The sequence below is a fragment of the Amycolatopsis sp. GA6-003 genome (assembly GCF_046267895.1).
Taxonomy (GTDB): Bacteria; Actinomycetota; Actinomycetes; order Mycobacteriales; family Pseudonocardiaceae; genus Amycolatopsis.
The window spans coordinates 602558-627844 of sequence record NZ_CP176499.1 but is presented as its reverse complement, the minus strand read 5'-3'; the positions used below and the strand labels follow the sequence as shown (position 1 = coordinate 627844).

The 25287-nt window shown below is 70.8% G+C and carries 23 protein-coding genes and 1 pseudogene; 13 read left to right on the top strand and 11 right to left on the bottom strand.

Going from position 1 to position 25287, the window contains the following annotated elements; all coding sequences use genetic code 11:
• Position 1: 1 nt before the first annotated feature.
• Positions 2-223: a DUF6480 family protein gene (locus tag F9C12_RS02970; protein WP_409180440.1), complete on the bottom strand. Its 222-nt coding sequence runs from the start codon at positions 221-223 to the stop codon at positions 2-4.
• A 111-nt stretch (positions 224-334) separates the two neighbouring features.
• On the opposite strand from F9C12_RS02970, the gene F9C12_RS02965 reads away from it, so the two are divergent.
• Positions 335-526, top strand: coding sequence for a DUF2795 domain-containing protein (locus tag F9C12_RS02965; protein WP_409180439.1), 192 nt, complete (start codon positions 335-337; stop codon positions 524-526).
• A gap of 242 nt (positions 527-768) precedes the next feature.
• On the opposite strand, the gene F9C12_RS02960 is transcribed toward F9C12_RS02965, so the two are convergent.
• The 3 genes from F9C12_RS02960 to F9C12_RS02950 are packed head-to-tail and all read right to left on the bottom strand — an operon-like array spanning position 769 to position 2970.
• Entirely contained in the window at positions 769-963 is a 195-nt protein-coding gene (locus tag F9C12_RS02960; RefSeq protein ID WP_409464646.1) for a hypothetical protein, read from the bottom strand.
• Between the two features lie 10 nt (positions 964-973).
• The gene (locus F9C12_RS02955; protein WP_409464645.1) at positions 974-1804 is read right to left on the bottom strand and encodes an HpcH/HpaI aldolase/citrate lyase family protein; all 831 of its coding nucleotides are present in this window, start codon (positions 1802-1804) and stop codon (positions 974-976) included.
• A complete protein-coding gene (locus tag F9C12_RS02950) occupies positions 1801-2970 on the bottom strand; it encodes an acyl-CoA dehydrogenase family protein (RefSeq protein WP_409464644.1) in 1170 nt (389 codons plus the stop codon). The genes F9C12_RS02955 and F9C12_RS02950 overlap by 4 nt, the downstream gene beginning before the upstream one ends.
• 216 nt (positions 2971-3186) lie before the next feature.
• Here F9C12_RS02950 and F9C12_RS02945 point away from each other — a divergent pair, with 216 nt between their 5' ends.
• A complete protein-coding gene (locus F9C12_RS02945; protein WP_409466955.1) occupies positions 3187-3858 on the top strand; it encodes a GntR family transcriptional regulator in 672 nt (223 codons plus the stop codon).
• Between the two features lie 57 nt (positions 3859-3915).
• Complete coding sequence (locus F9C12_RS02940) at positions 3916-5367, top strand: amidase (RefSeq protein WP_409464643.1); 1452 nt, start codon at positions 3916-3918, stop codon at positions 5365-5367.
• Positions 5368-5372: 5 nt separating this feature from the next.
• On the opposite strand, the gene F9C12_RS02935 is transcribed toward F9C12_RS02940, so the two are convergent.
• Positions 5373-6299, bottom strand: coding sequence for an Lrp/AsnC family transcriptional regulator (locus tag F9C12_RS02935; RefSeq protein ID WP_409464642.1), 927 nt, complete (start codon positions 6297-6299; stop codon positions 5373-5375).
• 180 nt (positions 6300-6479) lie between these two features.
• Here F9C12_RS02935 and F9C12_RS02930 point away from each other — a divergent pair, with 180 nt between their 5' ends.
• The 5 genes and pseudogenes from F9C12_RS02930 to F9C12_RS02910 all read left to right on the top strand — a co-directional run bounded on the left by F9C12_RS02930 (position 6480) and on the right by F9C12_RS02910 (position 12384).
• The gene (locus F9C12_RS02930) at positions 6480-7973 is read left to right on the top strand and encodes a peptide MFS transporter (protein ID WP_409464641.1); all 1494 of its coding nucleotides are present in this window, start codon (positions 6480-6482) and stop codon (positions 7971-7973) included.
• On the top strand, positions 7970-9175 hold the full coding sequence (locus F9C12_RS02925) for an amidohydrolase family protein (RefSeq protein ID WP_409464640.1): 1206 nt from the start codon (positions 7970-7972) through the stop codon (positions 9173-9175). Before F9C12_RS02930 ends, F9C12_RS02925 begins: the two co-directional genes overlap by 4 nt.
• Before the next feature lie 79 nt (positions 9176-9254).
• Positions 9255-10686: pseudogene (locus tag F9C12_RS02920) on the top strand (FAD-dependent oxidoreductase).
• Positions 10683-11753, top strand: a complete 1071-nt coding sequence (locus tag F9C12_RS02915; RefSeq protein ID WP_409464639.1) for a hypothetical protein — start codon at positions 10683-10685, stop codon at positions 11751-11753. The pseudogene F9C12_RS02920 and the gene F9C12_RS02915 overlap by 4 nt, the downstream one beginning before the upstream one ends.
• A 31-nt stretch (positions 11754-11784) precedes the next feature.
• Positions 11785-12384: a TetR/AcrR family transcriptional regulator gene (locus tag F9C12_RS02910; RefSeq protein WP_409464638.1), complete on the top strand. Its 600-nt coding sequence runs from the start codon at positions 11785-11787 to the stop codon at positions 12382-12384.
• Positions 12385-12489: 105 nt separating this feature from the next.
• On the opposite strand, the gene F9C12_RS02905 is transcribed toward F9C12_RS02910, so the two are convergent.
• The 3 genes from F9C12_RS02905 to F9C12_RS02895 form a co-directional block, all read right to left on the bottom strand.
• The gene (locus tag F9C12_RS02905; protein WP_409464637.1) at positions 12490-13704 is read right to left on the bottom strand and encodes a cytochrome P450; all 1215 of its coding nucleotides are present in this window, start codon (positions 13702-13704) and stop codon (positions 12490-12492) included.
• A gap of 81 nt (positions 13705-13785) precedes the next feature.
• Positions 13786-16854, bottom strand: coding sequence for a BTAD domain-containing putative transcriptional regulator (locus F9C12_RS02900; RefSeq protein ID WP_409464636.1), 3069 nt, complete (start codon positions 16852-16854; stop codon positions 13786-13788).
• 29 nt (positions 16855-16883) lie between these two features.
• Positions 16884-17708 carry a hypothetical protein gene (locus F9C12_RS02895; RefSeq protein ID WP_409464635.1) on the bottom strand — a complete coding sequence of 275 codons (825 nt, stop codon included), beginning with the start codon at positions 17706-17708 and terminating at the stop codon, positions 16884-16886.
• Between the two features lie 201 nt (positions 17709-17909).
• Here F9C12_RS02895 and F9C12_RS02890 point away from each other — a divergent pair, with 201 nt between their 5' ends.
• Both F9C12_RS02890 and F9C12_RS02885 read left to right on the top strand, forming a co-directional pair.
• Positions 17910-18200 (top strand): DUF4235 domain-containing protein, encoded by a 291-nt coding sequence (locus tag F9C12_RS02890; RefSeq protein WP_409180425.1) that lies wholly within the window; start codon positions 17910-17912, stop codon positions 18198-18200.
• Positions 18201-18278: 78 nt separating this feature from the next.
• The gene (locus tag F9C12_RS02885) at positions 18279-19583 is read left to right on the top strand and encodes an erythromycin esterase family protein (RefSeq protein WP_409464634.1); all 1305 of its coding nucleotides are present in this window, start codon (positions 18279-18281) and stop codon (positions 19581-19583) included.
• Positions 19584-19797: 214 nt separating this feature from the next.
• On the opposite strand, the gene F9C12_RS02880 is transcribed toward F9C12_RS02885, so the two are convergent.
• On the bottom strand, positions 19798-20232 hold the full coding sequence (locus tag F9C12_RS02880; protein ID WP_409464633.1) for a hypothetical protein: 435 nt from the start codon (positions 20230-20232) through the stop codon (positions 19798-19800).
• 153 nt (positions 20233-20385) lie between these two features.
• On the opposite strand from F9C12_RS02880, the gene F9C12_RS02875 reads away from it, so the two are divergent.
• Both F9C12_RS02875 and F9C12_RS02870 read left to right on the top strand, forming a co-directional pair.
• A complete protein-coding gene (locus F9C12_RS02875; protein WP_409464632.1) occupies positions 20386-21246 on the top strand; it encodes a MerR family transcriptional regulator in 861 nt (286 codons plus the stop codon).
• Positions 21247-21351: 105 nt separating this feature from the next.
• The gene (locus F9C12_RS02870; RefSeq protein WP_409180421.1) at positions 21352-21816 is read left to right on the top strand and encodes an MSMEG_6728 family protein; all 465 of its coding nucleotides are present in this window, start codon (positions 21352-21354) and stop codon (positions 21814-21816) included.
• Positions 21817-22171: 355 nt separating this feature from the next.
• On the opposite strand, the gene F9C12_RS02865 is transcribed toward F9C12_RS02870, so the two are convergent.
• Both F9C12_RS02865 and F9C12_RS02860 read right to left on the bottom strand, forming a co-directional pair.
• Complete coding sequence (locus F9C12_RS02865) at positions 22172-23092, bottom strand: NAD-dependent epimerase/dehydratase family protein (protein ID WP_409464631.1); 921 nt, start codon at positions 23090-23092, stop codon at positions 22172-22174.
• A gap of 333 nt (positions 23093-23425) precedes the next feature.
• The gene (locus F9C12_RS02860; protein WP_409464630.1) at positions 23426-24634 is read right to left on the bottom strand and encodes a saccharopine dehydrogenase family protein; all 1209 of its coding nucleotides are present in this window, start codon (positions 24632-24634) and stop codon (positions 23426-23428) included.
• Positions 24635-24705: 71 nt separating this feature from the next.
• Here F9C12_RS02860 and F9C12_RS02855 point away from each other — a divergent pair, with 71 nt between their 5' ends.
• Positions 24706-25281 carry a TetR/AcrR family transcriptional regulator gene (locus tag F9C12_RS02855; protein ID WP_409464629.1) on the top strand — a complete coding sequence of 192 codons (576 nt, stop codon included), beginning with the start codon at positions 24706-24708 and terminating at the stop codon, positions 25279-25281.
• Positions 25282-25287: the final 6 nt, after the last annotated feature.

Sequence of the window (25287 nt, the reverse complement as noted above, 5' to 3'; positions counted from 1 at the left end):
GCTACCACCAGTCGAGCGCGCGCAGCACGAAGAACGCGGCCACCCCGAGCACGAGGACCGCCACCGCGACGAGCCACGCCACGGGGAGTTTGCGCGACGGCATCGGCTGCGGATGCGAGAGTCCCGAAGTCTGCCCGGCGTCGGGCGGGGTGTCGCCGGGCGGCACGGAGCCGCCCGGTTCGAGGCCCGGCACTTCGTCCGGTTCGGGCCCGGGTGCGGTCATGTCCGGTCTCCTCGTCGGGGGCGCGGTCACCGGACGGGTTGCCGCCCCGGACGGCCATAAACCCGGACCGGCGGGTGTTTGCTCGCGGACCGGGCGGGTAGGCGAAGGCCCATGGCTGAACTCAACCCGATCCAGTTGCAGAAAGACCTGGCAGGCGTCGACTACCCGGCGACCCGAGACGACCTGGTCTCAGCGGCCGAACGGAACGGCGCGGACTCCGGCACCCTGGAGGTGCTGCGCGGCCTGCCCGACCGCACCTACGAGGGACCGAGCGGCGTCAGCAAGGAAGCCGCGCAGAAGTAACCACCTGGCCCGGCTCGAGGCGGACCCGCTGCCTCGAGCCGCTCTCTGTGGGCCTTAACCGGGGAGGACGCGTTCGATGATCTCCTTCGCCTCGACGTCCGCGACCGCCTTCGGCATTCCTCTGCAGGATCAGGTGCCGCCCACGGGAAGTCGGGCTTCGCGACGAAGACCTCCCCGGTGCGCTGCAGAAACCAGCCGAGCAGTCCGGCCAGCAGTGCAGGGTTCATCCGGCGAAACCCGGGTCACTCCGACACCCGTTCGAACACCGCGGCGAGGCCTTGTCCGCCGCGGATGCACATGGTTTCGGACAGGGCGAGCAGCCCGAAGAACCCGAGTTTCTTCATCTCGTCGATGAACTCGGCCGGGTAGACGTCGTCGGCCTCGAATTCCCGCACCCGCGGCCGAACCCACTCGTGCTTCGCGACCAGGGCGACCAACTGCTGAGCGTCATCGCCCGTTCCCTTCCCGTGCCTGCCGCAGCACGCGCTGAGCCCGTTCCAGCACCGGCTTGTCCACCATCTGCCCGCCCACTGCGACCGCCCCGCCCGTGCTGGCGGCGTCCAGGATCGATTGTGCCCAGCGGACTTCCTCGCGCGTCGGCCGCAGCGCCGCGGCGGCGACGGGCACCTGTTTCGGGTGCACGCACAGCTTTCCGGTGAACCCGAGCCGTCGCGCGTAGTGGACTTCGTCGGTGAGGTGCAGTTCGTTGTCCAGGTCTGCGGTGACGCCGTCGATCGGCCCGGGCAGCCCCGCTGCGGCGGAGGCGAGGACGAGCGCGCTCCGGGCGGCGACGAACGCGTCCCGGTCGGCCGGATCGGCGCCGAGTTCCGCGGCCAGGTCGAAGCTGCCGAACGCGAGGCGCTGCACGTTCGGGACGGCCGCGGTGTCCCGCGCGTCCAGCACTCCGCGCGCGGTTTCGACCAGCGCGATCACGACCGGCAGGACCCCGAGCTGCTCAGCCGCGGCCCGTGTCGTCGCCGGTTCGGCTTTCGGCAGCATGACGGTGCACCGGCGTTTCCTGAGCGCGGCGAGGTCTTCGTCGTGCCAGGGGGTGCCGGCGGCGTTCACCCGTACCGCGCACTCGGGGTTCTCCTCGAGCCACGCGACGACCTGCTCCCGCGCGTACTCCTTGCGCTCCGGCGCGACCGCGTCCTCCAGATCGAGCACGACCAGGCTCGGCCCGGCCGCCATCGCCTTGCCGAAACGCTCCGGCCGGTCGCCCGGGACGAACAACAGGGTCGCCGCTTCCCGCGCTCGCGTGGCGGCGCGGCTAGTCATTTCTGTGCCTTCTTGGCTTGGCGGATGAGGCCGCTGCCGATGATGAGGCGTTGGATTTCGCTGGTGCCTTCGTAGAGGCGCAGGAGGCGGATGTCGCGGTAGATGCGTTCGACGGGGACGTCGCGCATGTATCCGGTGCCGCCGTGGATCTGCACCGCGAGGTCGGCGACCTTCCCCGCCATCTCCGTGCAGTACAGCTTCGCCGCGGACGGCCCGATCCGCCGGTCCTCGCCGGACACGTACCGGGCGGCGGTTTCGCGCACCAGGGCGCGTCCGGCCATGATTCCGGTCTGCTGGTCGGCGAGCATGGCTTGGACGAGCTGGAAGTCGCCGATCGGCTGGCCGCCTTGGGTCGCGGAGGCGGCGTAGGCGAGGGATTCGTCCAGTGCGCGTTGCGCGGATCCGACGGCGAGCGCGGCGATGTGCACGCGTCCGCGGGCGAGGGAGGTCATCGCGGCGCGGTATCCGTCGTCTTCGTTGCCGCCGACGAGTGCGGAGGCGGGGACGCGGACGTTGGTGAGGGTGACGTCGGCGGTCCAGGCGCCTTCCTGGCCCATTTTCTTGTCTTTGGGCCCGACCTGCAGCCCGGGCGTGTCCGCGGGGACGAGGAACACCGCGATGCCGGGTCCGGAGTCGTCGGCGGGGCGGGTGCGGGCGAAGACGACGAACAGGTCCGCGAGGGGTGCGTTGGTGATGAAGCGTTTCTGCCCGTCGAGCACCCAGTCGTCGCCGTCGCGCACCGCTTTGGTGCGCAGTCCGGCGGGGTTGGACCCGGCGCCGGGCTCGGTGAGGGCGAAGGAGGCGACGACTTCGCCGGTGGCGATGCGTTCGAGCCACTGCGCTTTCTGTTCGTCGGTGCCGAATCCGACCAGGACTTGCCCGGCGATGCCGTTGTTGGTGCCGAACATCGACCGCAGCGCCAGCGAGGTGTAGCCGAATTCCATCGCGAGCTCTACGTCCTGGGTGAGGTCGAGTCCGAGTCCGCCCCATTCCTGCGGGATCGCGTACCCGAACAGGCCCGTCTCCGCGGCTTGTGCGCGCAGGTCGTCGGGGATGGCGTTGCCGTCCATGATTTCCTGTTCGCGCGGGACGACCTTGGTGCGGACGAAGTCGCGCACCAGGTCCAGGATGGGCCGGAAGTCCTCGGGGGTCACCGCTGCTGCCATGGGTCCCACTATGGCCTACCGGGCTGGCGCAGAAAATAGTTTATCAGAAATCATCGAATGCCTCACACTGCCGGACGCGCCGCGTTGCCGGTGTTCCCGCTGGTCGGAGGGAGGTTCGTGGCGTGGGGGGCGCTCGTAAGCGGAGACGGCATGCATGCCCAGTCGTGTAATACTTGATCCGAACCAGCGGGCGGTGGAGGGGAGCAGGCGGTGGCGATGTCCACGGGCGCCGGGTCGCGTCGCGCTGGTCCGGCGAACCTCAACGCGATGGCGGCGCAGGAGATCCGGCGTCGGGTTTTCTCCGGCCGGCTGCGGGCCGGGGCGAAGATCGACCAGGACGCGCTCGCCGGCGAACTCGGCATCAGCAAGCTGCCCGTCCGGGAAGCGTTGATCACCCTCGACCACGAGGGCGTGGTGGAGCACATCGCCCGCCGGGGCGCGTTCGTCGCCCGGCTGACCCGCGACGACATCCGCGACCACTACCGCGTGTTCGGCGTCGTGTCCGGACTGGCCGCCGAACGCGCGGCGAAAAACCTGACCCCAGGAAGCCTGCAGGCGCTGCACGATCTCGCGGACCGGATGGAGTCCGCAGTGGACCGTGCCGACCAGGAACGGCTGAACTACGAGTTCCACCGGAGAATCAATTACGCCGCCGATTCGCGCCGCCTCCTGTCGCTGCTCGGCATTCTCGCCAAAACCGTGTCGCACGGTTTTTACGAGGCACACGAGGACTGGCCGGTCAAGGCGCGGGACGACCACCGGCTGATCCTGGCCGCATTGTCCGCCCGCTCCGCCGCCCGGGCGCGCACGCTGGTCGAGAAACACCTCGCGGACGCGGGCGAGCGCGCGGTGGCGTTGCTGGAGAAGCAAGGATTCTGGGACCGCTGACCCGTTGCGCGAATTCAGTTTTTATGGCTCCGCCGAGTGTCCATTACGGTCGAATTCATGGAGCGGAACTTTGACTCGGCCGAAGAACTCGCGGCCGCTTTGCATACTGGTGAAGTGTCCTCAGCGGAATTGACCGACGAGGCGATCGACCGCATCGAGCGGGAAGACAAGGCGCTCAACGCGATCTGCGTGCCGGATTTCGACCGGGCCCGCGCCGCCGCCCGCGAGGCCGACCAGGCCCGCGCCCGCGGCGAAGATCGGCCGCTGCTCGGGATTCCGGTGACGGTCAAGGAGTGCTACAACGTCGCCGGCCTGCCCACGACCTGGGGCCTGCCGGAGCACCGGGGCTTCCGGCCGGCCGAGGACGCGGTCCAGGTCGCGCGGCTCAAGTCCGCGGGCGCGGTCATCCTCGGCAAAACCAACGTGCCTCTGGGACTTCAAGGCTTGCAGAGTTCCAACCCGGTGTACGGCACCACCAACAACCCCTGGGACCACGACCGCACGCCAGGCGGTTCCTCCGGCGGATCGTCAGCGGCTCTGGCGGCGGGCTTCGGCGCACTGTCCATCGGCTCCGACATCGGCGGCTCGCTGCGCACCCCCGCGCATTTCTGCGGGGTCTACGGGCACAAACCGTCCCTCGGCCTGGTGCCGAACCGCGGGATGGTCCTGCCCGACACCCCCGCCTTGCCGGTCGACCTGGACCTCGCCGTCGTCGGCCCGATGGCGCGCACCGCCCGCGACCTCGCGCTCCTGCTCGACGTCATGGCCGGACCGGACCCGCTGACCTACGGCGTGGCGCACGAACTGGCCCTCCCTCCCGCCCGCCACGAGAAGCTGAGCGACTGCCGGGTCCTGATCCTCGAGGACCACCCGTTCATCCCGACCGGAGCCGCGGTCCGAGCCGGGGTGCACCGAGTCGCCGACGCACTCGCGGACGCTGGTGCCCAAGTCGAACGACACAGCCCGCTGCTGCCCGACTTGGAAGAGGCCGCGACGCTCTACACGCAGCTGCTGTTCTCCGGCTCGGTAGCGCGTTTCCCGGTCGACGCGTACGAGCAACTCCAGACCCGCGCCGCCGGACTGAGCCCGGCCGACCAAAGCCTCGACGCGTCACGGTTGCGCGGAATGGTGCTCACCCACCGCGACTGGCTCCAGCTGAACCACCGCCGCGAACTCCACCGGCACGGCTGGCGGCAGTTCTTCGCCGAGTTCGACGCCGTGGTCTGCCCGGTCACGCCGACGCCCGCGTTCCCGCACGACCACACCCCCGACCTGCTGGCCTGCCGGATCGACATCGACGGCGTCGAGTACCCGTTCTTCGACCAGCTCGTCTGGGCCGGTCTGGCCACCATGCCCGGCCTGCCCGCCACCGCCGTGCCCGCGGGCCTGTCCCCGGAAGGGCTGCCGGTGGGCGTGCAGCTCGTCGGCCCGATGTTCGAAGACCGGACGCCGCTGCGCCTGGCCGCACTGCTGGAAGAGCGGATCGGCGGTTTCCAGGTGCCGCAGTAGCGGGCCTATTTCTCGTTCGCGAGCGGGCGGTCGTTCTCCTCCTTGACCGCCCGCAAGTGGCTCCAGGACTCGACAGCGCGCACGCCCGGCAGCTCCCGCAGTCGTTCGAGCGTGTCCAGCACCTCGTCGAGCGACTGTGCCTGAATGCTGCCGATTCCGTTGCACCATCCCACTCCGGTCGCGAAGCAGTCGATGTTCTCGAACTCCGCGATCCGCCGGGCCACCGGTTCGGCATCGCCGGTCGTGTGCACCGCGAAACCGACGGTGTGCGTGCGCGTCGAACGGCTGAGCCGCACCAACGCTCCAATGTGGACGACGCCGGACTCGATCAGCCGGAGCACCCGGGCGCGCGCGGCTCCCGGCGACAGCCCGGTCGCTTTCGCCAGTTCGGCGAACGACGCGCGGCCGTCATCGCGCAGCTGGGCCAGCAGCGTGTGATCGACGCCGTCCAGTTCGAGGCCGGCGAGCGGCCCCGGGCTTTCCAGCGGCCCCGGCGGAAAATACGGGTCTTTCCAGACACGCAGATACGTGATCGTCTGCACCGCCCGGACGCCCGGAACGGCCTGCACGCGCGCGAGACCCCGGGCGAAGGATTCCAGGTCGGCGGCCCGCAGTTCGGCGGTGACCGCGAACCGGCCCGCGGTCGTGGTGACGAACGAGGTTTCGCCGAGCGCCGCGATCCGCTCGGCGACCGGGCGGGCGGCGCCGTCGGTCTCGACGATCACGTGCCCGAGCTGATGGAGCCCGAACACCGCCGGATGGATCGCGCCGACCAGCCGGAGCCCGCCCTCGTCGATCAGCCGCTGCACCCGCGCCTTGGTGGTGGAGCGGGCGAGCCCGACCAGCCGGGCCAGCGTTTCGAACGACGCGCGCCCGTCCTCCTGCAGAGCCCGGATCAGCAGGTCGTCCACGTCGTCGGTGTTCCCTCGCACGGGAAGAACCTAGCCGATCCCGCCTCGATCGGCGAATCCGCTTATCCAACCGCAACAACGCAGACGAAGCGACGGCTATTCAGAGATCATACAGTCGAATCGTCTATTGCTCCGCCTATCTGGCAGAGGTACCGTCTGCTCCCATCGGAGCGGCGGTCGACGCGGAAGGTGCGGGTGGGCATGGGGACGGAACGGGCGTTCTTCGGTCAGCCCCGCGGCCTGGTGGGGCTGTTCTTCGCCGAGGCGTGGGAACGGTTCTCCTACTACGGCATGCGCGCGCTGCTGCTCTACTACATGACCGACCGGCTGTCCGACGGCGGACTCGGCCTCCGGCCGGAGAGCGCGAAACCGATGATCGCGGTCTACGGTTCGGCGATCTACCTGGCGGCGATCCTGGGCGGCTGGATCAGCGACCGGCTGCTCGGCGACCGCAAGACCACCCTGGTCGGCGGTGTCCTGATCATGTGCGGGCACGTTTGCCTGGCCGTCCCGGCTGGCGCCGGCGCGCTGTTCGCTTCGATGGTCTTCATCGCCGCCGGGACGGGACTGCTGAAGCCGTCGATTTCTTCCTCGGTCGGCGACCTCTACGCGGCCGACGATCCGCGGCGCGACTCCGGGTTCAGCATCTACTACATGGGCATCAGCGTCGGCGCGGTGGCCGCCCCGCTGGTCGTCGGCACCGTCGGCCAAGATTACGACTACCACGCCGGGTTCGGGATCGCCGCGGTCGGCATGGCGGTCGGCCTCCTGGTCTACCTCCGGACGCAGCGGCGGCTCAGCCCAGCGAGCAGCCGGCCGAAAAACCCGTTGCGGCTGGCCGAGATCCCGCGGCCGCGGCTGGTCGCGGCGATCGCCGGAATCGCCCTGCTGGCCGTGCTGGGCGCGGCGGCCGCCAGCACCGGAGTTCTCGACGCCGACGTCGCCGTCAACCTCATCAGCGTGCTGGCGATCGCGCTTCCGGTCGGCTATTTCACGGTCATGCTGCGCAGTCCGCGCACCACCGCGGCCGAGCGCGCCCGGGTGCGCGCCTACGTTCCGATGTTCGTCGCGGCAGTCGCGTTCTGGTGCATCCAGGAGCAGGGCGCGACCGTGATCGCGCAATACGCGGGCGAAAGCACCGATCTCGACGCGTTCGGGTTCGCGATCCCGGCGTCGTGGTTCCAGTCGGTCGGCTCGCTGGTCCTGATCGTGCTCACCCCGCTGTTCGCGATGCTGTGGCTGCGGCTGGACCGTTCGCCCCGGTCGCCGTCAACGGCGCACAAATTCGCCGCGGGACTGGCGATCGCCGGTCTTTCGTACCTGCTGCTGGTGGTCCCGGCCGCGCATCCGGGGCAGACGAATCCGTTGTGGCTGGCCGGAAGTCTCGCGGTGGTCACCGTCGGCGAAATGTGCCTCTCGCCGATCGGGCTGTCCGCGACGACGAAGCTCGCACCGGCGGCGTTCGCGACGCAGACGATGGGGTTGTGGCTGTCGTCGAACGCAGCCGGGCAAGGCATCGGCGCCCAGCTGGTGAAGTTCTACGACGCCCGTTCGGCGGCGGGCTACTTCGGCGCGCTCGGCGCGGGCGCGGTCGTGCTGGCCCTGCTGCTGTTCGCGCTGGCTCCGCTCATCCGGCGGCAAGCAACGAGAAGGGAGTCCACAATGGACCACGAGCAAGCGGCGGCGGGCCGGTGAAGCGCGTCGTTTTCCGGGGCGGGACCTTGTTCGACGCGGAGTCCCGCTGTGCGGATCCGGCGGACGTGGCGGTGGAGGACGGCCGGATCGTCGACGTCGGGACCGGCCTCGACGGCGACGAGGAGGTCGACTGCACCGGCCGGGGAGTGCTGCCCGGGCTGATCGACTGCCACGTGCACCTCACGATGACGAGTTCGGACCTGTTCGAGAGCGTGCAGCAGCCGTTCTCGCTCCAGTTCTACGAAGGCGCGCGGAACATGGCGCGGACGCTGGCCGCGGGCGTCACCACCGTCCGCGACGCCGCGGGCGCCGACCTCGGGATGCGCGTGGCGCAGGAACGCGGCCTGATCGCCGGGCCGCGCATGCGGATTTCGCTGAACATGCTGAGCCAGACCGGCGGGCACGGCGATCCGTGGTGGCCCTCGACCTGCGTGGTGGACCTGCTGCCGCCGCACCCGGGCCGCCCGCCCGTGGTGGTGGACGGCCCGGAGGAGATCCGCCGCAAGGTCCGGGAGCTCGTCCGCGCCGGAGCCGACGTCATCAAGGCCGCGACCAGCGGGGGAGTCGTGTCCGGCGGCGCCGGGCCGAAGATCGCGCACTTCCGGGACGACGAGATCGCCATGATGGTGACCGAGGCCGCGGCGGCGGGACTGCACGTCATGGCCCACGCGCACGGCGACGGCGCGAAGGCCGCCGTCCGCAACGGGGTCCGCTCGATCGAACACGGCCACTTCCTGGACGACGAAACGCTCGAGATGATGGCCGAGCGGGGCACCTGGCTGGTCCCGACTCTCAGCGCCGGAGTCGGTCTCCGGCAGGCGGTCGAGGCCGGGGCCGGATATCCCGACCACATCGTGGAGAAGATCAAGGAACGCACCGAAAGCAGCGTCCGGCGCGCGATCGAGGCAGGCGTCCCGATCGCGATGGGCACTGACGCGCCGCTGTACCCGCACGGGGAGAACCTGCTGGAACTGGAGCTTCTCGTCGAACAGGGCATGCGTCCGGCCGACGCGTTGCACGCCGCGACGCTGTCCGCGGCGAACCTGATGGGCCTCGGCTCGGAGCTGGGCTCGCTGACTCCCGGCAAGCGCGCCGATCTCGTTGTCGTGGACGGCGATCCTCTCGACGTGCGGGACGTGGGCAAGCGGATCCTCGCGGTGTACCAGGACGGGCGGCTGGCGCACGCGGCCGGCCGCGAGTGAGCCGAGCCGATTGACACACCGGCTCGTCATTCATACATTATCTCCAACTTTGTATGATCGACGAGCGGAGCTGGTTCGGATGAAGCTCGGCAAGACCGCGGTCGTCCTCGGCGGAAGCGTCGCGGGCCTGTGCACGGCCGGCGCGCTGTCCCCGTACTTCGAGCGGGTGCTCGTGCTGGAGCGGGACGTACTTCCGGAGGGGGCCGAGCACCGGCGCGGCGTGCCGCAGAGCAAGCACCCGCACTTCCTGCTGAACTCGGGCCGCCGGGCGATCACCGCGCTCTTCCCGGGCTTCGAGGACGACCTCGTCGCGGCGGGCGGGCTGCACCTGATGCCGTCGATGGACGCCGCCTACCTGGACCGGGAGGGCTGGTCGGCGCGCAAGCGCAGTGCGATGACGATGGTCTACAGCTCGCGCGTGCTCATCGAGCGCGTGCTGCGGGACAAGGTGCGCGAGCTGTCCAATGTGGACCTTCGAGAGCGGGTCGCGGTGCGCGGGCTGGCCACCGCGGGCGGCGCGGTCACCGGAGTCGAGATCGCCGCGCCCGGCGGCGAGGAGCGGCTGGACGCCGACTTCGTCGTGGACGCGATGGGCCGCGGTTCGTCCGTCGCGAACTGGCTGGTGGCGGCGGGCTGGCCGGAACCGGAGGTGCGGACCCTCGACGCCAAGGTCACCTACACGTCGCGCTGGTACGAACTGCCCCCGCCGGAGAGCCGCCCGGCGTCCTGGTGGTGGCGGCATCTGGTGCTGATGCCGACCCAGGACCGCGGCCGGCATCCCGCCGAGCACGAGTTCCTGGTGAACTTCTTCCCGATCGAGGGCGACCGGGTCATCGCGTGCATGGGCTCGTGGGGCCTGGAAATGCCGCGGACGGCCGACGCCTTCGTGGCCTCGGCCCGGCGGACGCGGACGCCGCTCTTCGCCGCGGCGATGGACCGGTGCACTCCGGCCTCGGAGGTGCACCTGACCCGGTCCACCGGCAACCGGTGGCGGCGCTACGACCGCTGGGCGAACCCGCCGCGAGGCCTGGCGTTCGTCGGCGACTCGATCTGCGCGTTCAATCCGTTCTACGCCCAGGGCATCAGTTCCGCGTCGAGTTCCGCGCTGCTGCTGCGCGAGCAACTGGCCCGCGCGACCAGTCTCGACGCGGGTTTCAGCGCGCGATTCCTGCGGGCGCAACGCCGTCTGCTCGAAGTGCCGTGGACCCTGGCGATGGCCCGCGACCGGGGTTACGAGTGCGCGGAGGGCACTGAACGGCTGCCCAAGTGGCAACGCCGTCTGCTTGCCGCCGTTTCCGCGCCGGCGTTCAGCCTGATCGTCGGCGCCGCCCGGGAGGACGACGTCGTCGACGAGCATTTCGCCAAGGTGTTCAACCTCGACGAGTCGCTGGGCGAGATGATGCGCAATCCGCGTCCGCTCCGTGCTGGGCAGGCACCGGGTGCCGTTCGGCTTCGACCCGCAGGCCGAGCCGCCCGCCACGGACTATTCGCCGGCCGCGGTCGCGGGATGAGCGCCGCCTGCGGGCCGGAGGCGGCGGAGGTCACCCGGCAGCTCGGCTTCGACTGCCACCAGGTCAGCCCGGTGGTCTCGGTCCGGGCGCCGTGGGACCTGGCGCACTGGACGATGCCGCTGCTGGAAGTGCTGATCGTCGGCGGCGCCGTTTTCGCGCTGTGGCACGCCGTGCGCCGCTACCGCGCGGGGGATCCGGTCAACCTGGCGCTGTGGTGGGCTTCGCTGGTCTATCTCGTCGTCACCGAACCGCCGCTGTATTTTCCCGAATGGTTCGGGCTCGACCGGCTGTACGGATTCATCTTCGCGCACAACCGGTTCACCGTGCAGTTCATGGGGGACCGGCTGCCGCTTTACATCGTGGCGTTCTACCCGGTGATCAGCCAGCTCGCCTACGAACTCGTGCGGTCGCTGGGGATCTTCCGCCGCCGCGGCCCGCTCGCCGGGTCGGTCGCGGTCGCGTTCGCCTGCCAGGTCTTCTACGAGGTGTTCGACCAGGTCGGCCCGCAGCTGAAGTGGTGGGCGTGGAATCCGGCGAACCGCATCGTCAACCAGCCCGCGCTGGCCGCGGTTCCGATGACCAGCATGCTGCTGTTCGCCTCGGTCTCGATGGCGGCCATGACCTACCTGGTGGTCCGTTTCGCCGGCAACCCGCCGCGCCGAGGCTGGCGGCTGGTGCCCCGAGTCCTCGCCGCGGGCGTCCTCACCCCGTTCACCATGGCGGTCGCCGGGCTCCCGGCGAGCCTGTTAGACGGCAACCGCACCGGGCAGGCGTGGGTGCTGGGCACGGAACTGGCCCTCGTCTGGCTGGGCGGCGCGTGGATCGTCGTGGCACAGCTGCGCTCCGCCGCTCGCGTCGACGAGCCGCTTTCGTCCTTCGGCCGGTACTACCCGGCCCTCTACCTGGGCGGAATGGCGGTGTTCTGGATCGGCGCACTGCCTGCCTACCTCGCCGCCCGGGACGGCGTCACCAGTGCCGGTTCCCCGATCGGAAGCGGCCCGTACGCGCTCGCGTGCTTCGCCGCCGCCGGTCTGCTGCTGGCCGCGCAACGAGCCGTCCGCCGCTGACCCGCGGTCCCCGTCTGCGACGATAGGCGCCATGGGGTACCACGGATGGCAGGGCGACCCGCCCGGCGCCGAGGACGAGGCACGCCGCCGGATCGTGAAGGCGGCGATCGCGTGCATCGACCGCGCCGGGCTGGCCAAGACCAACCTCTCCCACGTCGCCGCGGAAGCGGGCGTGACCCGGCAGACCGTCTACCGCTATTTCCCCAGCCTGGCCGAAATCCTGCGCGCCGTCGCCCACGCGGGAGCCCAGGAGTTCGCCGAACGGATGCGGGCGCACCTGGCCACCTTCGACAGCCCGGTCGAGGTCGCCGTGGAATCCGTCGTCTTCGCCGTCCGCAGCCTGCCCGACGAGCCATATCTCGGACTTCTCCTGCAGGCCGGGGAAGCCGACTATTTCACCGCCGGAACCGCGACGCCGCCGTCCTTCTCCCTGGGCGCGCGAATCCTGCGCGACACCGAGGTGGACTGGTCCGCCGCCGGGGTGCGCACCGACGAGGAACTCCAGGAACTGGCCGAGATCTTGATGCGGCTGTTCATGTCGTTCCTGCAGTACCCGTCGACGCCCCCGGCGACAGACGACGAACTGCGGGCGATGGTGCGCCGCTGGATCGGCCCGGCACTGCGCGGGTGATCGCGTCGGCTGTCCACGATCGGCGCTGAGGATCCGGTTGCTGTGGTAGCTGCCGCTGCCCGCGCGTCGCACCGGGAGGACGCTCCTGAACTCCAAAGTGGACGGTCAGGACCAGGCAACCAGAAGCTCATGCACCCCGTAAATGTTCATGTTCGTCCGCAACGGCACCTCCCCAGCCGGAACCGCCAGCCGCAGGCCGGGGAAGCGGCGCAGCAATCCCTCGAACCCGACGCGCATTTCGATCCGGGCCAGTTGCTGTCCCAGGCACTGGTGGATCCCGTGCCCGAACGCGACCTGTCCGCGGACCTTGCGGTGCAGGTCGATCGTGTCCGGGTTCTCGAAATGCCGCGGATCGCGGTTCGCCGCCAGCAGCGACACGACCACCGTCGAACCGGCCGGAATCGTCTCCCCGCCGAGTTCCACGTCCTCGGTCGCGTAGCGGTAAAAGATGTCAGCCACCGACAGGTAGCGCATCAGCTCCTCCACCGCGTTCGGGAACAACGTCGGATCGGCGCGCAGTTCGGCTAGCTGCGCGGGGTTTTCCAGCAGCGCGAAGGCACCCAGCGACAGCATGTTCGCGGTGGTCTCGTGTCCGGCCAGCAGCAGCAGGAACGCCATGCCGGTCAGTTCTTCGATGCTCAGGTCCTCGTCGCGGGCGAGGTCGGACAGGATGTCCTCGCCGGGCTCGGCGCGCTTGTCCGTGCACAGCTGGCCCAGGTAGCCCATCATCGCGCCGAACGCGGCCATCTTGTCTTCGAGGTTCACGTCCCGTTCCATGAACTTCGACGAGTTCGACTGGAAGGTCTCGCGGTCGGCGTAGGGGACGCCGAGCAGTTCGCAGATCACCAGCGACGGCACCGGCAGCGCGAACTCCCGTACGAGGTCCACCGGCTGCGGGAGCTTCGCGACCGCGTCCAGCTGCTGTTCGGTGATCGCGACGATGCCGTCCTCGAGCTGCTTCATCCGCTTGACGGTGAACGCGCCGGTGAGCTTGCGTCGCAACCGGGTGTGGTCGGGGGCGTCCATGCTGATGAACAGGCCGGGGATCTGCGGCGACGGCTCGGTGGCGACCGGCATTCCCGGCGTCTCGTACGGCACGTGGACCACGCCGAGGTCCTGGCGGCTGCTGAACCGGGCGTCGGACATGACCTGGCGCACCGCGTCGTATCCGGTGATCAGCCAGCCCTCGTGGCCGTCCGGGAAGCGCATCGGGCTGACCGGGCGGGTCTCGCGCAGGGCGGTGATCGCGGCGGGCGGGTCGAACGGGCCGGCGTCGCGGTCCATCGGCAGGCCGTCGAGCGGGGAAAGCTGCTGGCTCATCGGAAATCCTTTCGTGGTGGCTTGGTGTCACCACGATCGCCGGGAGGCCAGACACGAAGCCGTCACGGCGCTGACACGGGATCAGACCCGCGTCAGCGGCACCGTCACCAGCTCGGTCCACACCCCCGCCGCGCCTTCCCGAGCGGCCTGGGCGAATGCTTCGTCGCCGAGGTGGCGGCGCGCTTCCTGCTCGATCCGCACTACATCCGGGTTGGACAGGTCTTTCCGGCCGAGCACCCGCGTGCTCGCCGCGAGCAGCCGTGCGGCGTGGTCGTATTGCGCGCGCCGCAGCGCCAGGTCGGCGACCCCGACGACCGCCCGCGCGATTTCCGGCGCGCGTCCGGTTTCCTCCGCGGCACGGCAGGCGGCGGCACGGTGTTCGCGCGCCTCGTCGAGGTCGGCGGCGAACCAGGCGTGCAGGTCGTGGGCCACGGCTCGCAGATGCGGTTGCTTCGCTTCCTCGCCCAGCAGGCTCATCGCGTGGCCGAACTGGTCGAAGGCCTCCTGCGCGTTTCCGTTCCACCGGGCCAGTTCCGCGCGCACCAAGGCGAGCGAGGCCAGCGTCCCGGGCCAGGTGACGCCTTCCGCGAGCCGTTCCGCTTCGGCGACCGCGGCGGCGCAGGCGTCCTGGTCTCCCGCGAGCCAATGCAGCCGGGCTTGCCGCATGCGCAGCTGGGCGACGTCGTCCAGCGCGTCCAGTTCCGCGACGACCGAGACCGCCTGCTCGAAGTGTTCGTTGGCCTCGGCGAACTCGCCGCGCATGGCGAGGCAGCCGGCGAGTTCGGTCTGCGCGAACGAGATGCCGAACCGTTCCCCGAGCACCCGGAACTCGACCAAGGCTTCGTCGAACCAGGATTCGCAGTCCTGGCCGAGCATCATCCGCAGCTTCCCGAGATGCAGCCGGGACAGCGCGCGCACCCACGGGTCCTCGTCGTCCAGCAGCGACTCCCAGGCCGGCTGCAGCGCGTCCGGGTCGCCGAGCATCATCTCCAGCGGCACCACCAGCCGCAGCGCCGCGTGCCGGTGCCGGCCGTGCTCGCCGAGTTCGTACGCCTGGTGGATCCACTTCGCGGCTTCGGGCATGTCGCCGGGGCCGGAGGTGACGAACATCGAGGTCAGGGCGTACACGATGGCCCTGATGTCGTCGGGGACCTCGCCGGGGGTGGCGATCGCGGCGGCGATCAGCTCCATGCCCTCGGCCTTGCGGCCCACCAGCCACCAGTACCAGCCGCAGGCCGCCGCGAGCCGCATCGCGGCGTGCGCATCTCCGGCCGCGAGCGCGCCGCGCATCGCCGAGACGAGATTGTCGTGCTCTGCGTTGAGGACGGCGAGCCACTCCAATTGCTCGCCGCGGCGCAGGCGGGGTTCGGCGTTTTCGGCCAGTTCGGTGAAGTACGCGAGATGCGCCTGCCGGGCCAGCTCGGTCTCCCCGGCTTCGGCGAGCCGGGCGGCGCCGTACTCCTTGATCGTGCCGAGCATCCGGTAGCGCGGCGCGCCTTCGCCGAACGCGACGAGCAGGGACTTGTCGCTCAGCGCGGCGAGCAGGTCGAGCACTTCGTACTCGTCGACCAGCTCTCCCGCGCAGACCCGCTCCGCCGCCTCCAGGCTCGCGCCGCCGGCGAACACCGAGAGCCTGCTCAGCACGAGCCGTTCGCCGTCGCTGAGCAGTTCCCAGCTCCAGTCGACCATCGCGCGCAGCGTCCGGTGCCGGGGCAGCGCGGTGCGGCTGCCGCCGGTCAGCAGCCGGAACCGGTTGTCGAGGCGGTCCGCGAGCTGCTCGGCGGACATCGTGCGGAGCCGGACCGCGGCCAGTTCGATCGCGAGCGGCATCCCGTCCAGCGCGGTGCAGATCCGAGACAGCGTCCGGTCGTCGGCGAGGTCCTGCCGGCCCGCCGTCGCCCGGTCCCGCAGCAGCTGGACGGCCTCGGTCCGGGGGAGCGGCTCGACCGGCCACAACGCTTCTCCGGTGATCCCCAGCGGTTCACGGCTCGTCGCGAGAATCCGCAATCCGCGGCACTCGCCGAGCAGCCGGTGCGCGAGGGCGGCCGCGGACTCGATGACGTGCTCGCAGTTGTCCAGCACCAGCAAGGTTTCGCGGTCGCGGATCGCGGAGACCAGCCGCTCCACCGGGTCGGAGGACGACGCTTCGCCGAGCAGGGCGTCGCGCAGGCCGAGCCCGGACAGCGTGGCCTGCGCGACGTCGTCGCCGCTCCCGACGGCGGCCAGCTCCACCAGCCACGCGCCGTGGTGCAGGCCGTCGACCAGCGTGCGGGCGGTTTCCGTGGCGAGCCTGGTCTTTCCGGAGCCGCCGGGTCCGGTCAGGGTGGTGAGCCGATGGCGGGACACCAGATCGCGGACTGCGGCGACATCGGCTTCTCTGCCGACGTAGCTGGTGAACTCGGCGCGCAGGTTGGTCTTGCGGTTCTCTTCGCGCCGTCCGACCTCGCCGCGCAGCAACGCGACGTGCAACGCGGACAGTTCGGGCGACGGGTCGGCGCCCAACTCGTCGGCCAGCGTTTCCCTGATGCGCTGAAACGCTTGCAGCGCCTCGGTATTGCGGCCCGCGGCGGCGAGCGCTCGCATCAGCGCGCCCACGAGCCTTTCCCGCACCGGATGCGCGGCGACGAGGTCGGTCAGCTCCGAGACGAGGTCCGCGCCGCGCCCGAGGTCGAGCTCCGCTTCGAACCGGTCTTCCAACGCCGCCAACCGCAAGGCTTCCAGCCGCGTGGCCGCCGCTTCGAACGCCTCGCTGTCCTGCAAGCCGACGTCCTGCATCGCCGGACCACGCCACAACTCCAGCGCTTCGCGCAGCCGCCCAGGCCCGCGGTCTTCCCGGGCCTGGGCGACGAGCCGCTCGAAGCGCACCGCGTCGACTGCGTCCGCCTCGATCGCCAGCCGGTACCCGTCGGTCACCCCTTCGACTACCGCGCCCGGCAATGCCTTGCGCAGCCGGGAAACCAGGCGTTGCAAGGCATTCGCGGCGTCCGCCGGCGGATGCTCGCCCCAGATCCAGTCGATCAGCGCCGCCTTCGGGACGACCTGGCCCGGCCGGAGCGCGAGGGCGACGAGAAGTCCGCGCAGCCGCGCGCCCGGAACGTCGGCCACGTCGCCGTCGCGGACCTCGAACGGACCCAGGATCTTGATCTGCACCCGCCCGATCCTGCCATCCGATCGGGTGGTCAGGCAGCGGAATAGAGGACGATGTCGTCGTGCCGCGTACGAGCGTGGACCTTGAGCGTGCCGCGGGGACGATCCGGCGTGCCGAGTGTGCTGCGCACTGCGCCCTTCGTGCTCTTCGCGTCCACGTCGGCGGCGATGTCCGCGCTGACGCCGACCTCGATCCCGCCGGCCGCGTTCGACAGCTCCACCTGGCCGCGCATGACCCGCCCGATCCGGATTGGACAGTGCGCGGCCTTGGCGACGACGCTGCCGTCGGCGGTGCCGATGTCGAAGCTGCCGTTCGACCCGCCGAGATCGACGTCGGACCGGGCGTGGCCGATCCAGACCTCGCCGCCGGTGCCCTGGTAGCGGACCTCGCCGTCGGCCTCGCCAATCCGCAGGCCCGCCGTGCTGCCCTCGATGACCGCGTCGCCCGCGACGTGCCCGACCGCGAGCGCGCCCGCGCCGAGGTTGCCGCGCAGCGCCGCGACCCGGTCGAGCTGCACCTGGCCGGAGCCGATGTTGACCTCGCAGTCGCCGAGGCGGCCGTCCGCCCGCACCTCGGTCCACGCGGTGTTGAGGACGAGCTTGGACCCGGCGGGCAGTTCGATCGCGATCTCGACGGAGCCGGTCTGGCGGCCGGACTTGGTCGTCTTGACGGCCAGCACGCCGTCGGCGAACTCGACCTTGGTCTTCTCGGCGACCTTCACGTCGATGGAGTTGGCCGCGTCGACGGGCTGCACTCGCACGACGGTCTCGGCGTGCTCGCCCGCGCTGATCCGGACGCGGGCGCCGGCGGTGGTGAGGGCGGCGGTGATGGGGTTCGGGGTAGGGAAAGCGGACATTTTCGGTCTCCTCGGCTGGCTCAGTGGTTCGTGGGGACCACATTCGCCTGGCAGGCGGACACGCGGCTGTCACGGCTCAGACGCGGGGGAGACGCCCGTGTCAGCACTTGTGTCGGACGCCAAACCGCGCATACCCCCGGTCGCTCGCGGGTAGTGCTTGAAGACGCTGTTGTGGAAGCTGGTGCGAAGGGAACGGTGAACGTGAACGTCAACAAGCTGATGTACCGGCCGATGGGCATGGTGTTCGGCGTGCTCGGCGGTCTGGCCGCCAACGCGGCGTTCGAACGAGTGTGGAAGCTGATCTCCGGCACCAAGAAGGCGCCCACCCCGACGCAGAAAGACCGGGGCTGGGGCGAGGTGCTCTTGGCGGCGTCGATCCAGGGGGCGATCTTCGGCCTGGTCAAGGCGGCTGTCGACCGCGGCGGCGCGACCGGCTACGACAAGCTCACCGGCCAGTGGCCCGGGGACACCGCCAAGCACGGCAAGGGATGAGATCTGCCGGACGCGGCAGGTGTGCCGGGGGCGCGCAACGGATACCCGGAGAGTGCGCCGTGCGAGGAAGAGGGCCAGATGGACGAGGTGGACGAGGTTCGCCGGGCGGCGGTGCCGTTGCACGAGCCGGGAGAGCTGGAGCCGCTGCTGGACCGGGTCGGCGGCGCTCGTTATGTGCTGCTCGGCGAAGCGTCGCACGGCACCTCGGAGTTCTACCGGTGGCGCGCGGAAATCACCCGGCGGCTGATCGCCGAACAGGGCTTCTCCTTCGTCGCGGTGGAGGGCGATTGGCCGGATTGCCACCGGCTGCACTGCTGTGTCTCGGGCGCGCCGGGCGTCCCGAAGGATCCCGCGCAGGTGCTGTGGGAGTTCGACCGGTGGCCGCGGTGGATGTGGGCCAACGAGGAAGTCGTCGAGTTCGCGCGCTGGCTGCGGGAATTCAACACGGCCCGCTCCGCCGGGCACCCGCCGGTCGGGTTCCACGGCCTCGACGTCTACAGCCTCTGGGACTCATTGCGCGCGGTGCTCGACTACCTGCGGGAACATCGCCCGGAACAGGTAAACCGCGCGTTGGCCGCGTGGCGCTGTTTCGAGCCGTACGCGCAGCAGCCGCAGCAGTACGCGCGCGCCAGCGCGATCGTGCCGGACGGCTGCCAGGACGAGGTCGTGGCACTGCTGGCCGAGCTGCGCCACGCGAGGGACGGCTCGTCGCCGCTCGGCCTGGACGCGGGCTTCGTCGCCCGGCAGAACGCCGAGGTGGTGGCCGGAGCGGAGCGCTACTACCGCGAACTGGTGCGCGGCGACCGTCGGTCGTGGAACGTCCGAGACCGGCACCTCGCCGACACCCTCGACCGGCTCGTGCGCGCATACGGCCCCCACGCCAAAGCCGTGGTGTGGGCGCACAACACCCACATCGGAGACGCGCGAGCCACGGACATGGCCGCGGCCGGAATGCTCAACCTCGGCCAGCTGGTGCGCGAACGGCACGCCCGAGAAGGCGTCGTGGCGGTCGGATTCGGCACCCACCGAGGTTCGGTGCTCGCCGGCGAACGCTGGGGCGCGTCACCGCGCCGGGTACCGGTCCCTCCGGCGCGCGAGAACAGCCTCGAAGGGCTGCTGCACGAGGCCGTTCCCGACGACGACACGCTTTTCCTGTTTCCGGACGAGCCTTCCGGCTGGGCCGACCAGCTTCGCGGCCACCGCGCGATCGGCGTGGTCTACCGCCCGGACTCCGACCGCAACCACTACGTGCCCACCGTCGCGGCCCGCCGCTACGACGCCTTCGTGCACTGCGATTCCAGCAGCGCGCTGACCCCCTTGCACCCGCTGGAGGACGAGCTGGTCCCGATGGCGGAGGCCGAGACGTATCCGAGCGGGCTGTAGGAGAGTCCCGGAACTGCGCCTGGGGAACTGTTTCGCCGCAAGGATTCTGCTCGTCGGACCGCTTTGCGCGAGGGCCGAACGGGCCAACCACAGCTCGTTGGCCGAGTACTGCCCCCACCTGGGCGAAGCCCACCCATCGCTCGTTCAAGCTCGACCGGGCGTCGCGAGGCCGATCGCCGGATGCCCGTGACTCTCAGGTCGAGAACGCTCTCGGTCAACTCGCTTCTTCGACTGGCGCGGTGGTCGGCGCGCCCTGTTCGTGCCCGGCCCGTCCGGCGGTGCGGCGGCGGCGTTTCATGCTTTCTTCCGCGAGGTGCCGGCGGCCGTGGGTGAGTGCCGCGCGCACGTCGCGCTCGAGCGTGGTGAAGACCCGGTAATAGCCGTCGTCGTACTCCTCGAGGACCTGGAAGGTCCAGCGGTCCGGAAGCACGTTGAGGCCGATGAGCTCGGTGCTGATCCGGTCGGCCCACGCGGGATGGCCTGCCTCGCGCAGCAGCCGGACGGCGTCGTCGAGGGCGAGGTCGGCGCTGCCGGTCAGCTGGTGGAACGCGTACAGGTGCCCGCGGGCGCGTTCGACGGTTTCCAGCGCTTCGCTGACCTTGCCGGCCGCGGCCACGGTGGCCGGGTCGGGCTGAGCGGAATCAGGCATCGCGGGCTCCTTCCGGGTCGTCGTTGCACAACCGTTGCATGCCGGGAAGGGGATGTCGACGCGACGGCGGCCGGTACCCCGGAAATAGTTCGTTAAACTCGCCGTTCGCCGGATCCGGACGCGGGCCCGGCGGCGGGGAACGGATGGTGGCGGATGGACGCGCGCACGGCGGAGACGACCGCCGGGGCCTGGCCGCCCGGCAAGGTCGCCGAGCTGCTCGGGGTCTCTCCGGTCACCCTCCGCAGCTGGAGCGCGCGTTACGGGATCGGCCCGGAGCCCCGCGGCCGGCAGCGCCGGTATACCGATCTCGACGTCCGCCGGCTGCAGCACATGCGCCGCTTGATCGAGAGCGGCATCCGTCCCCGGGAAGCCGCCGCGACAGCGTTCGCGGACGCCGTCCGGCGGGCCGGCCTCCCCGCGGACGAGCGCATCGACGACCTGGCCAGCGCGGCGGAGTCCCTGCGGCCGGACGCGCTCGCGGTGCTTCTCGACGACACGATCGCCGATCTGGGCGCCAGCGGGGCCTGGACCGGGGTCTTCCAGCCGCTGCTGCGCCGGTTCGGGGACCGCTGGCAGGCCGGGGACAGCTGCTTCGGCGTCGAATGGCTGCTGGCCGCCGAGATCGCGCAGGCATTCGAACGGTTCTCCCGCGGCCGCCCGCCGTCCGGTGCGCGGCCGGTCCTGCTCGCGTGCTGCCCGGCCGAACGGCACTCGCTGCCGGTCGAGGCACTGCGCGCGGCCCTGCTGGAAAACGGCGTTCCGGCGCTCTCCTGCGGGCCGGCGGCTCCCGCCGAGGCCACCGTCGATCTCGCCGCGAAACTGGCCCCGCCACTCGTCGTGCTCTGGGCCCGGTCGGCGCCCGCGGCAGACGACCTGCTCGCCGCCCGGCTGCGGCAGGCAGGCACGCCGGTCGTTTTCGCCGGACCCGGCTGGGCACCGCTGGCCCACCGGATCGGCCCGTGGGTCGGCGATCTCCCCTCCGCTGTAGCGGTCATCGGCGAGCGCGTGCGCTGATCCCGTTGCAAGACCGTTGCGCTCAGCGCACGATGGGAAGCGACGGCGCACCCGGGCCGTCCGCCCAGCGCTCCCGGCCGACCGAGCTCCCGGAGGAGCGAACGGATGCAGACGTTCTTGCCCTATCCCGATTTCGCCGCCACCGCCCGCGTTCTCGACCGTCGCCGCCTCGGCAAACAACGAGTGGAAGCGCTCCAGGTCGTGCGAGCCCTCACCCGGCCCGGCTACGGCTGGCAACACCACCCGGCCGTCGCGATGTGGCGCGGATATGCCGAAGCAGTCGCTCGGTACGGAATCGACATCTGCCACGCCTGGCGCGAACGAGGCGGCGCGGACACCTGCGCCGCCACCATCGCCGCCGACCTCGCCGCCGCCGGAATCCCCGAAGCCCGCTGCCAAGCCGAACTCGCCCGGACCGGCGAACTCCCGCCCTGGCTGGGCGAACCGGACGTGCACCGCAGCCATCAAGCCGCCCTTGTCCGCAAGGACCCCGCGCACTACCGGCGTTGGTTTCCGGACGTGTCGCCGGATCTGCCTTACGTCTGGCCTGCTTCCGACCGCGCGGGGTGAGCAAGGTGCGGGGTGTCGGGACCCGGCGAGCTTGCCGAGCCCTCGCGTGCTTCCAGAAGCTCCGCGCGACCGCGAGCCCCATGGGAACGCCCGAAAGTCCGGCACACTGCTCACTGTGACAGTTTTGCCCGCCTCGCTCGAGGTCTGGCCCGATTACGGGAAGGCGTCATGGTCGCGGGCGTAGCGCTCGGCGGCGAACGAGAACGGCGCATCCCATATCCAGGCGTCGGTTCCGGTCACCCGCACCCCCTGGTCGAGCAGGTGCAGGGTGGCGGCGCGGCCGACTCCGCACCCGGAGCTGACATAACACGGCCAGTTCCGGGCACTGGCTACCTGGACCTGCGCACCGCCGCGGTCAGCCGACGAGGATCCGCTCCACTCCCTCGCGATAGGCGGTGGTCCGGAAATCGGGGAAGCGGGCCGCGAACTTCGAGCTGTCGAAAATGTTGTCGTCGCGGTAGCGGACGAGCAGCTCGTACATCTCGTCGAGCGGCTTGACGAAGCGGCGCCCGAGGCGGAAGGCGAGCATCGGCAGCACCGTGTAGCCGATCTTGCGGCCGGTCGCCTCGGCGGCGAGCTCGACGAGCTGGGCGTAGGACAGCCGGTTCGGGTCGACCGGCAGATGCCACGTCTGGCCGTAGGCATCCGGGGTGTTGCCGAGCAGGGCCAGCGCCCGGCTCGCGTCGGGGGTCCAGATCAGGGAGCGCTTGGCGTGCGCGTTGACCGGGACGAACGGCCGCTTGCCCGCCCTGATCCGGTCGAACACCAGCGTATTCGTGTAGCTCTTGGTCCGGCCGGGCCCGTAGAACTCGGGAGCGCGGCCGATGAGGCCCTCGACCCGGCCCGCCTGGATCGCCTCGAGCACCATCGTGGCGAGCTCGCCGCGGACCCGCCCCTTGCGGCCGCCCGGTGCGAATTCGGTCGACTCGGTCTGGGGTACTGCCGTTCCGGGATACATGTAGGTGTTGTCGAAGAAGACGAGCTTCGTCCCGTGTTCGGCGCAGGCGTCGATGACGTTGCGCATGATGACGGGGAACTGACGCTCCCACAGCTGCGAGTCCAAGGGCAGGCCGACGGTGAGGTAGGCGATCTCGCTGCCCGCGACCGCATGGCTGGCGGCCTCGGCATCGGTGAGGTCCGCGGCCACCAGCTCGTCGGTGTCGTTGACCGGCGACGGCTTGCGGCTGACGAGGCGGATGTCCTTGGTGTGGTTGCGGTAGAGCTCGTGCACTAGCTCGTCGGCGATCGGTCCGCCGGCGCCGAGAACGGTCTGCATTAGGGTCTCCTTGAAGTGATGGGGGCGTGTGGACGGCCGCTCAGTCGCGAGCAGCGTCGCGCCACCGGATGACGATGCGGTCGACCACCGAGGCCGGGGCCGAGAAACTGGCCACCCGGGCGACTCTGCCCGCGCCGCGGAGACTGCCTGTGCGATGTCGTCGATCTCGTCGCGGTAGGCCCAGTCCTCGCGTCGGCTCGAACCCCCGCCGCCGCGGCACCCGGGCCTGCCCACCCGCGCCGTTCGAACTCGGCGACCAGCGGCTGGCAGTAGCCGGAGCCGATCGCCATCCCCGGCGAGATGAGGACGATCGGCGGGCTGGCACCACCCTTGTCAGCGTCCGCCACGGGTCGCCGTCGTCGAGGTGAGCACGGTGAAGCTGATGCCGGCGTCCTGGAGCCGGCGCAGCAGGTTCTCGCCCATCGCGGTCGCGGTGGTGACCTGGCCGGCGGTGGGCGGGTTGTCGTCGAAGGCGAGGCACAGCGCCGATTCGGCCAGCATCTTGGCCGTCTCGGTGTAGCCGGGGTCTCCGCCGCCGACCTGGGTGTGCACGGTCTCGCCACCGCCCTCGCCGACGAAGTCGACGGTGAACCAGGCGCGCTCGCGCCGCTCCGCCGATGGGCCCTCGCCTTGCGGGATGCGTCGGCCGATGGCGCGGCGCAGGGGCGGGATCTGCACTGCGGTCAGGGCGGCGGCGAAGCCGGCGATCGCGCCGGCGACGGTCGCGACGCGCCGGGCCCCGATGTAGTGGGAGTAGGCGAAGTCGGGCCCGTAATCCGGGCGAGCGAGCGCGGACCGCCGGACGACGTCGGGGTCGATCGTGGGCAACGGGATCAGCCAGGTCCCGAGCACGGGGTCGCGATGGGGGCGGCCGATGCGGGCGCGAACCCGGCGTCCCCGCGGTCGCGGCTCGAGCCGACGGCGTTCGGACGCGGCCCGCAGCATGGCACGCGGTCGCGACAACTGGCCGAGACCGGAGTGCAGCGTGCCGCCGGAGATGGCGGCGTTCGTGCGGACCACTCCCCGGAGGGTCACCGGCACGCCGGACGGCAGTTGCTGGACGGTGAAGAGCGCGCCGAGATCGTGCGGGATCGAGTCGAAGCCGCAGGCATGGACGAGGCGGGCGCCGGTCCGCTCGGCCGTCGCGTGGTGCTCGACGTACATCCGGTCGACGAACTCGGGCTCGCCGGTGAGGTCGACGTAGTCCGTGCCGGCCGCGGCACAGGCGGCCACGAGCGGTTCGCCGTGTTCCAGGTACGGGCCGACCGTGGTGATCACGACCCGGGCGGACTCGGCGACGCGGGACAGGGACTGAGGATCCGAGGAGTCGGCGTGGAGGAGCGCGATGTCCTCCAGCTGCTGGTCGCTCCGGAGGAGACGGCCGCGGACGGCCTCCAGCTTGGCCCGGTTGCGTCCGGCGAGGGCCAGCCTCGCCCCGGAAGGGAGACGGGCGGCGAGGTGCTCGGTGGTCAGTCCGCCGGTGAAGCCGGTGGCTCCGAAGAGCACGACGTCGAAGGGGCGCGGGTTCGGGCGTGGGTCCATCGGATCTCGGCTCCTCCGGAAGTGCGCTATGTTTACAGTGCTAACCGCAGCGTAGAAGGGTGAAGTAAGCGATGTCAACTTCGGAGAGGGGCGGCTACCATCACGGCGACCTTCGGGCGGCGCTGCTGTCGGCCGCGATGGAGATGCTCGAGGCCGGCGAGCCCTTCTCGCTCCGCGCCGTCGCGCGCAGGGCCGGCGTGTCGCCCACGGCGCCGTACCGCCATTTCAAGGACCGCGATGCGCTGGAGTCCGCATTGGCCGCCGAGGGTTTCCGGGACCTGCTGACGGACCTGGGCGACGAGGGCCGCCCACCCGCCTCGCTTTCGGACCTGGCCGAATTCGCGGTCGCCTACGTCGCCTTCGCACTGCGGCGCCCGGCCCTCTTCCGCGTGATGTTCGGCAAGCCGTGCGACGACGCGGACGACGAGCGGGTCAAAGCCGCCGACGCCCTGCACCAGCTGCTGGCCGCGGCTCTCGACCGGGTCTTCCCCGAGGCGGACGCGTCGGCTCTGGCGTCGGCCGGCTGGGGGCTCGCGCACGGGCTGGCCTGCCTGTACCTCGACGGCAAACTGCAGGCAGCATCGGACGAGGAGGTCGCCGAGCGGGTGCGCGGCGCCTTCCTCGCGATCGCGTCGGTCAGCCCCTGACGCGTG

Bases quoted from the DNA above. Each gene is read 5' to 3' on its own strand.
- F9C12_RS02875 (WP_409464632.1), top strand. From the start codon at position 20,386: ATGGACGCGCGCACGGCGGAGACGACCGCCGGGGCCTGGCCGCCCGGC.
- F9C12_RS02885 (WP_409464634.1), top strand. From the start codon at position 18,279: ATGGACGAGGTGGACGAGGTTCGCCGGGCGGCGGTGCCGTTGCACGAG.
- F9C12_RS02950 (WP_409464644.1), bottom strand. From the start codon at position 2,970: ATGGCAGCAGCGGTGACCCCCGAGGACTTCCGGCCCATCCTGGACCTG.
- F9C12_RS02930 (WP_409464641.1), top strand. From the start codon at position 6,480: ATGGGGACGGAACGGGCGTTCTTCGGTCAGCCCCGCGGCCTGGTGGGG.
- F9C12_RS02895 (WP_409464635.1), bottom strand. From the start codon at position 17,708: ATGTCCGCTTTCCCTACCCCGAACCCCATCACCGCCGCCCTCACCACC.
- F9C12_RS02910 (WP_409464638.1), top strand. From the start codon at position 11,785: ATGGGGTACCACGGATGGCAGGGCGACCCGCCCGGCGCCGAGGACGAG.
- F9C12_RS02955 (WP_409464645.1), bottom strand. From the start codon at position 1,804: ATGACTAGCCGCGCCGCCACGCGAGCGCGGGAAGCGGCGACCCTGTTG.
- F9C12_RS02905 (WP_409464637.1), bottom strand. From the start codon at position 13,704: ATGAGCCAGCAGCTTTCCCCGCTCGACGGCCTGCCGATGGACCGCGAC.
- F9C12_RS02855 (WP_409464629.1), top strand. From the start codon at position 24,706: ATGTCAACTTCGGAGAGGGGCGGCTACCATCACGGCGACCTTCGGGCG.
- F9C12_RS02865 (WP_409464631.1), bottom strand. From the start codon at position 23,092: ATGCAGACCGTTCTCGGCGCCGGCGGACCGATCGCCGACGAGCTAGTG.
- F9C12_RS02860 (WP_409464630.1), bottom strand. From the start codon at position 24,634: ATGGACCCACGCCCGAACCCGCGCCCCTTCGACGTCGTGCTCTTCGGA.
- F9C12_RS02965 (WP_409180439.1), top strand. From the start codon at position 335: ATGGCTGAACTCAACCCGATCCAGTTGCAGAAAGACCTGGCAGGCGTC.
- F9C12_RS02915 (WP_409464639.1), top strand. From the start codon at position 10,683: ATGAGCGCCGCCTGCGGGCCGGAGGCGGCGGAGGTCACCCGGCAGCTC.
- F9C12_RS02940 (WP_409464643.1), top strand. From the start codon at position 3,916: ATGGAGCGGAACTTTGACTCGGCCGAAGAACTCGCGGCCGCTTTGCAT.
- F9C12_RS02880 (WP_409464633.1), bottom strand. From the start codon at position 20,232: ATGCCTGATTCCGCTCAGCCCGACCCGGCCACCGTGGCCGCGGCCGGC.
- F9C12_RS02970 (WP_409180440.1), bottom strand. From the start codon at position 223: ATGACCGCACCCGGGCCCGAACCGGACGAAGTGCCGGGCCTCGAACCG.
- F9C12_RS02945 (WP_409466955.1), top strand. From the start codon at position 3,187: ATGTCCACGGGCGCCGGGTCGCGTCGCGCTGGTCCGGCGAACCTCAAC.
- F9C12_RS02870 (WP_409180421.1), top strand. From the start codon at position 21,352: ATGCAGACGTTCTTGCCCTATCCCGATTTCGCCGCCACCGCCCGCGTT.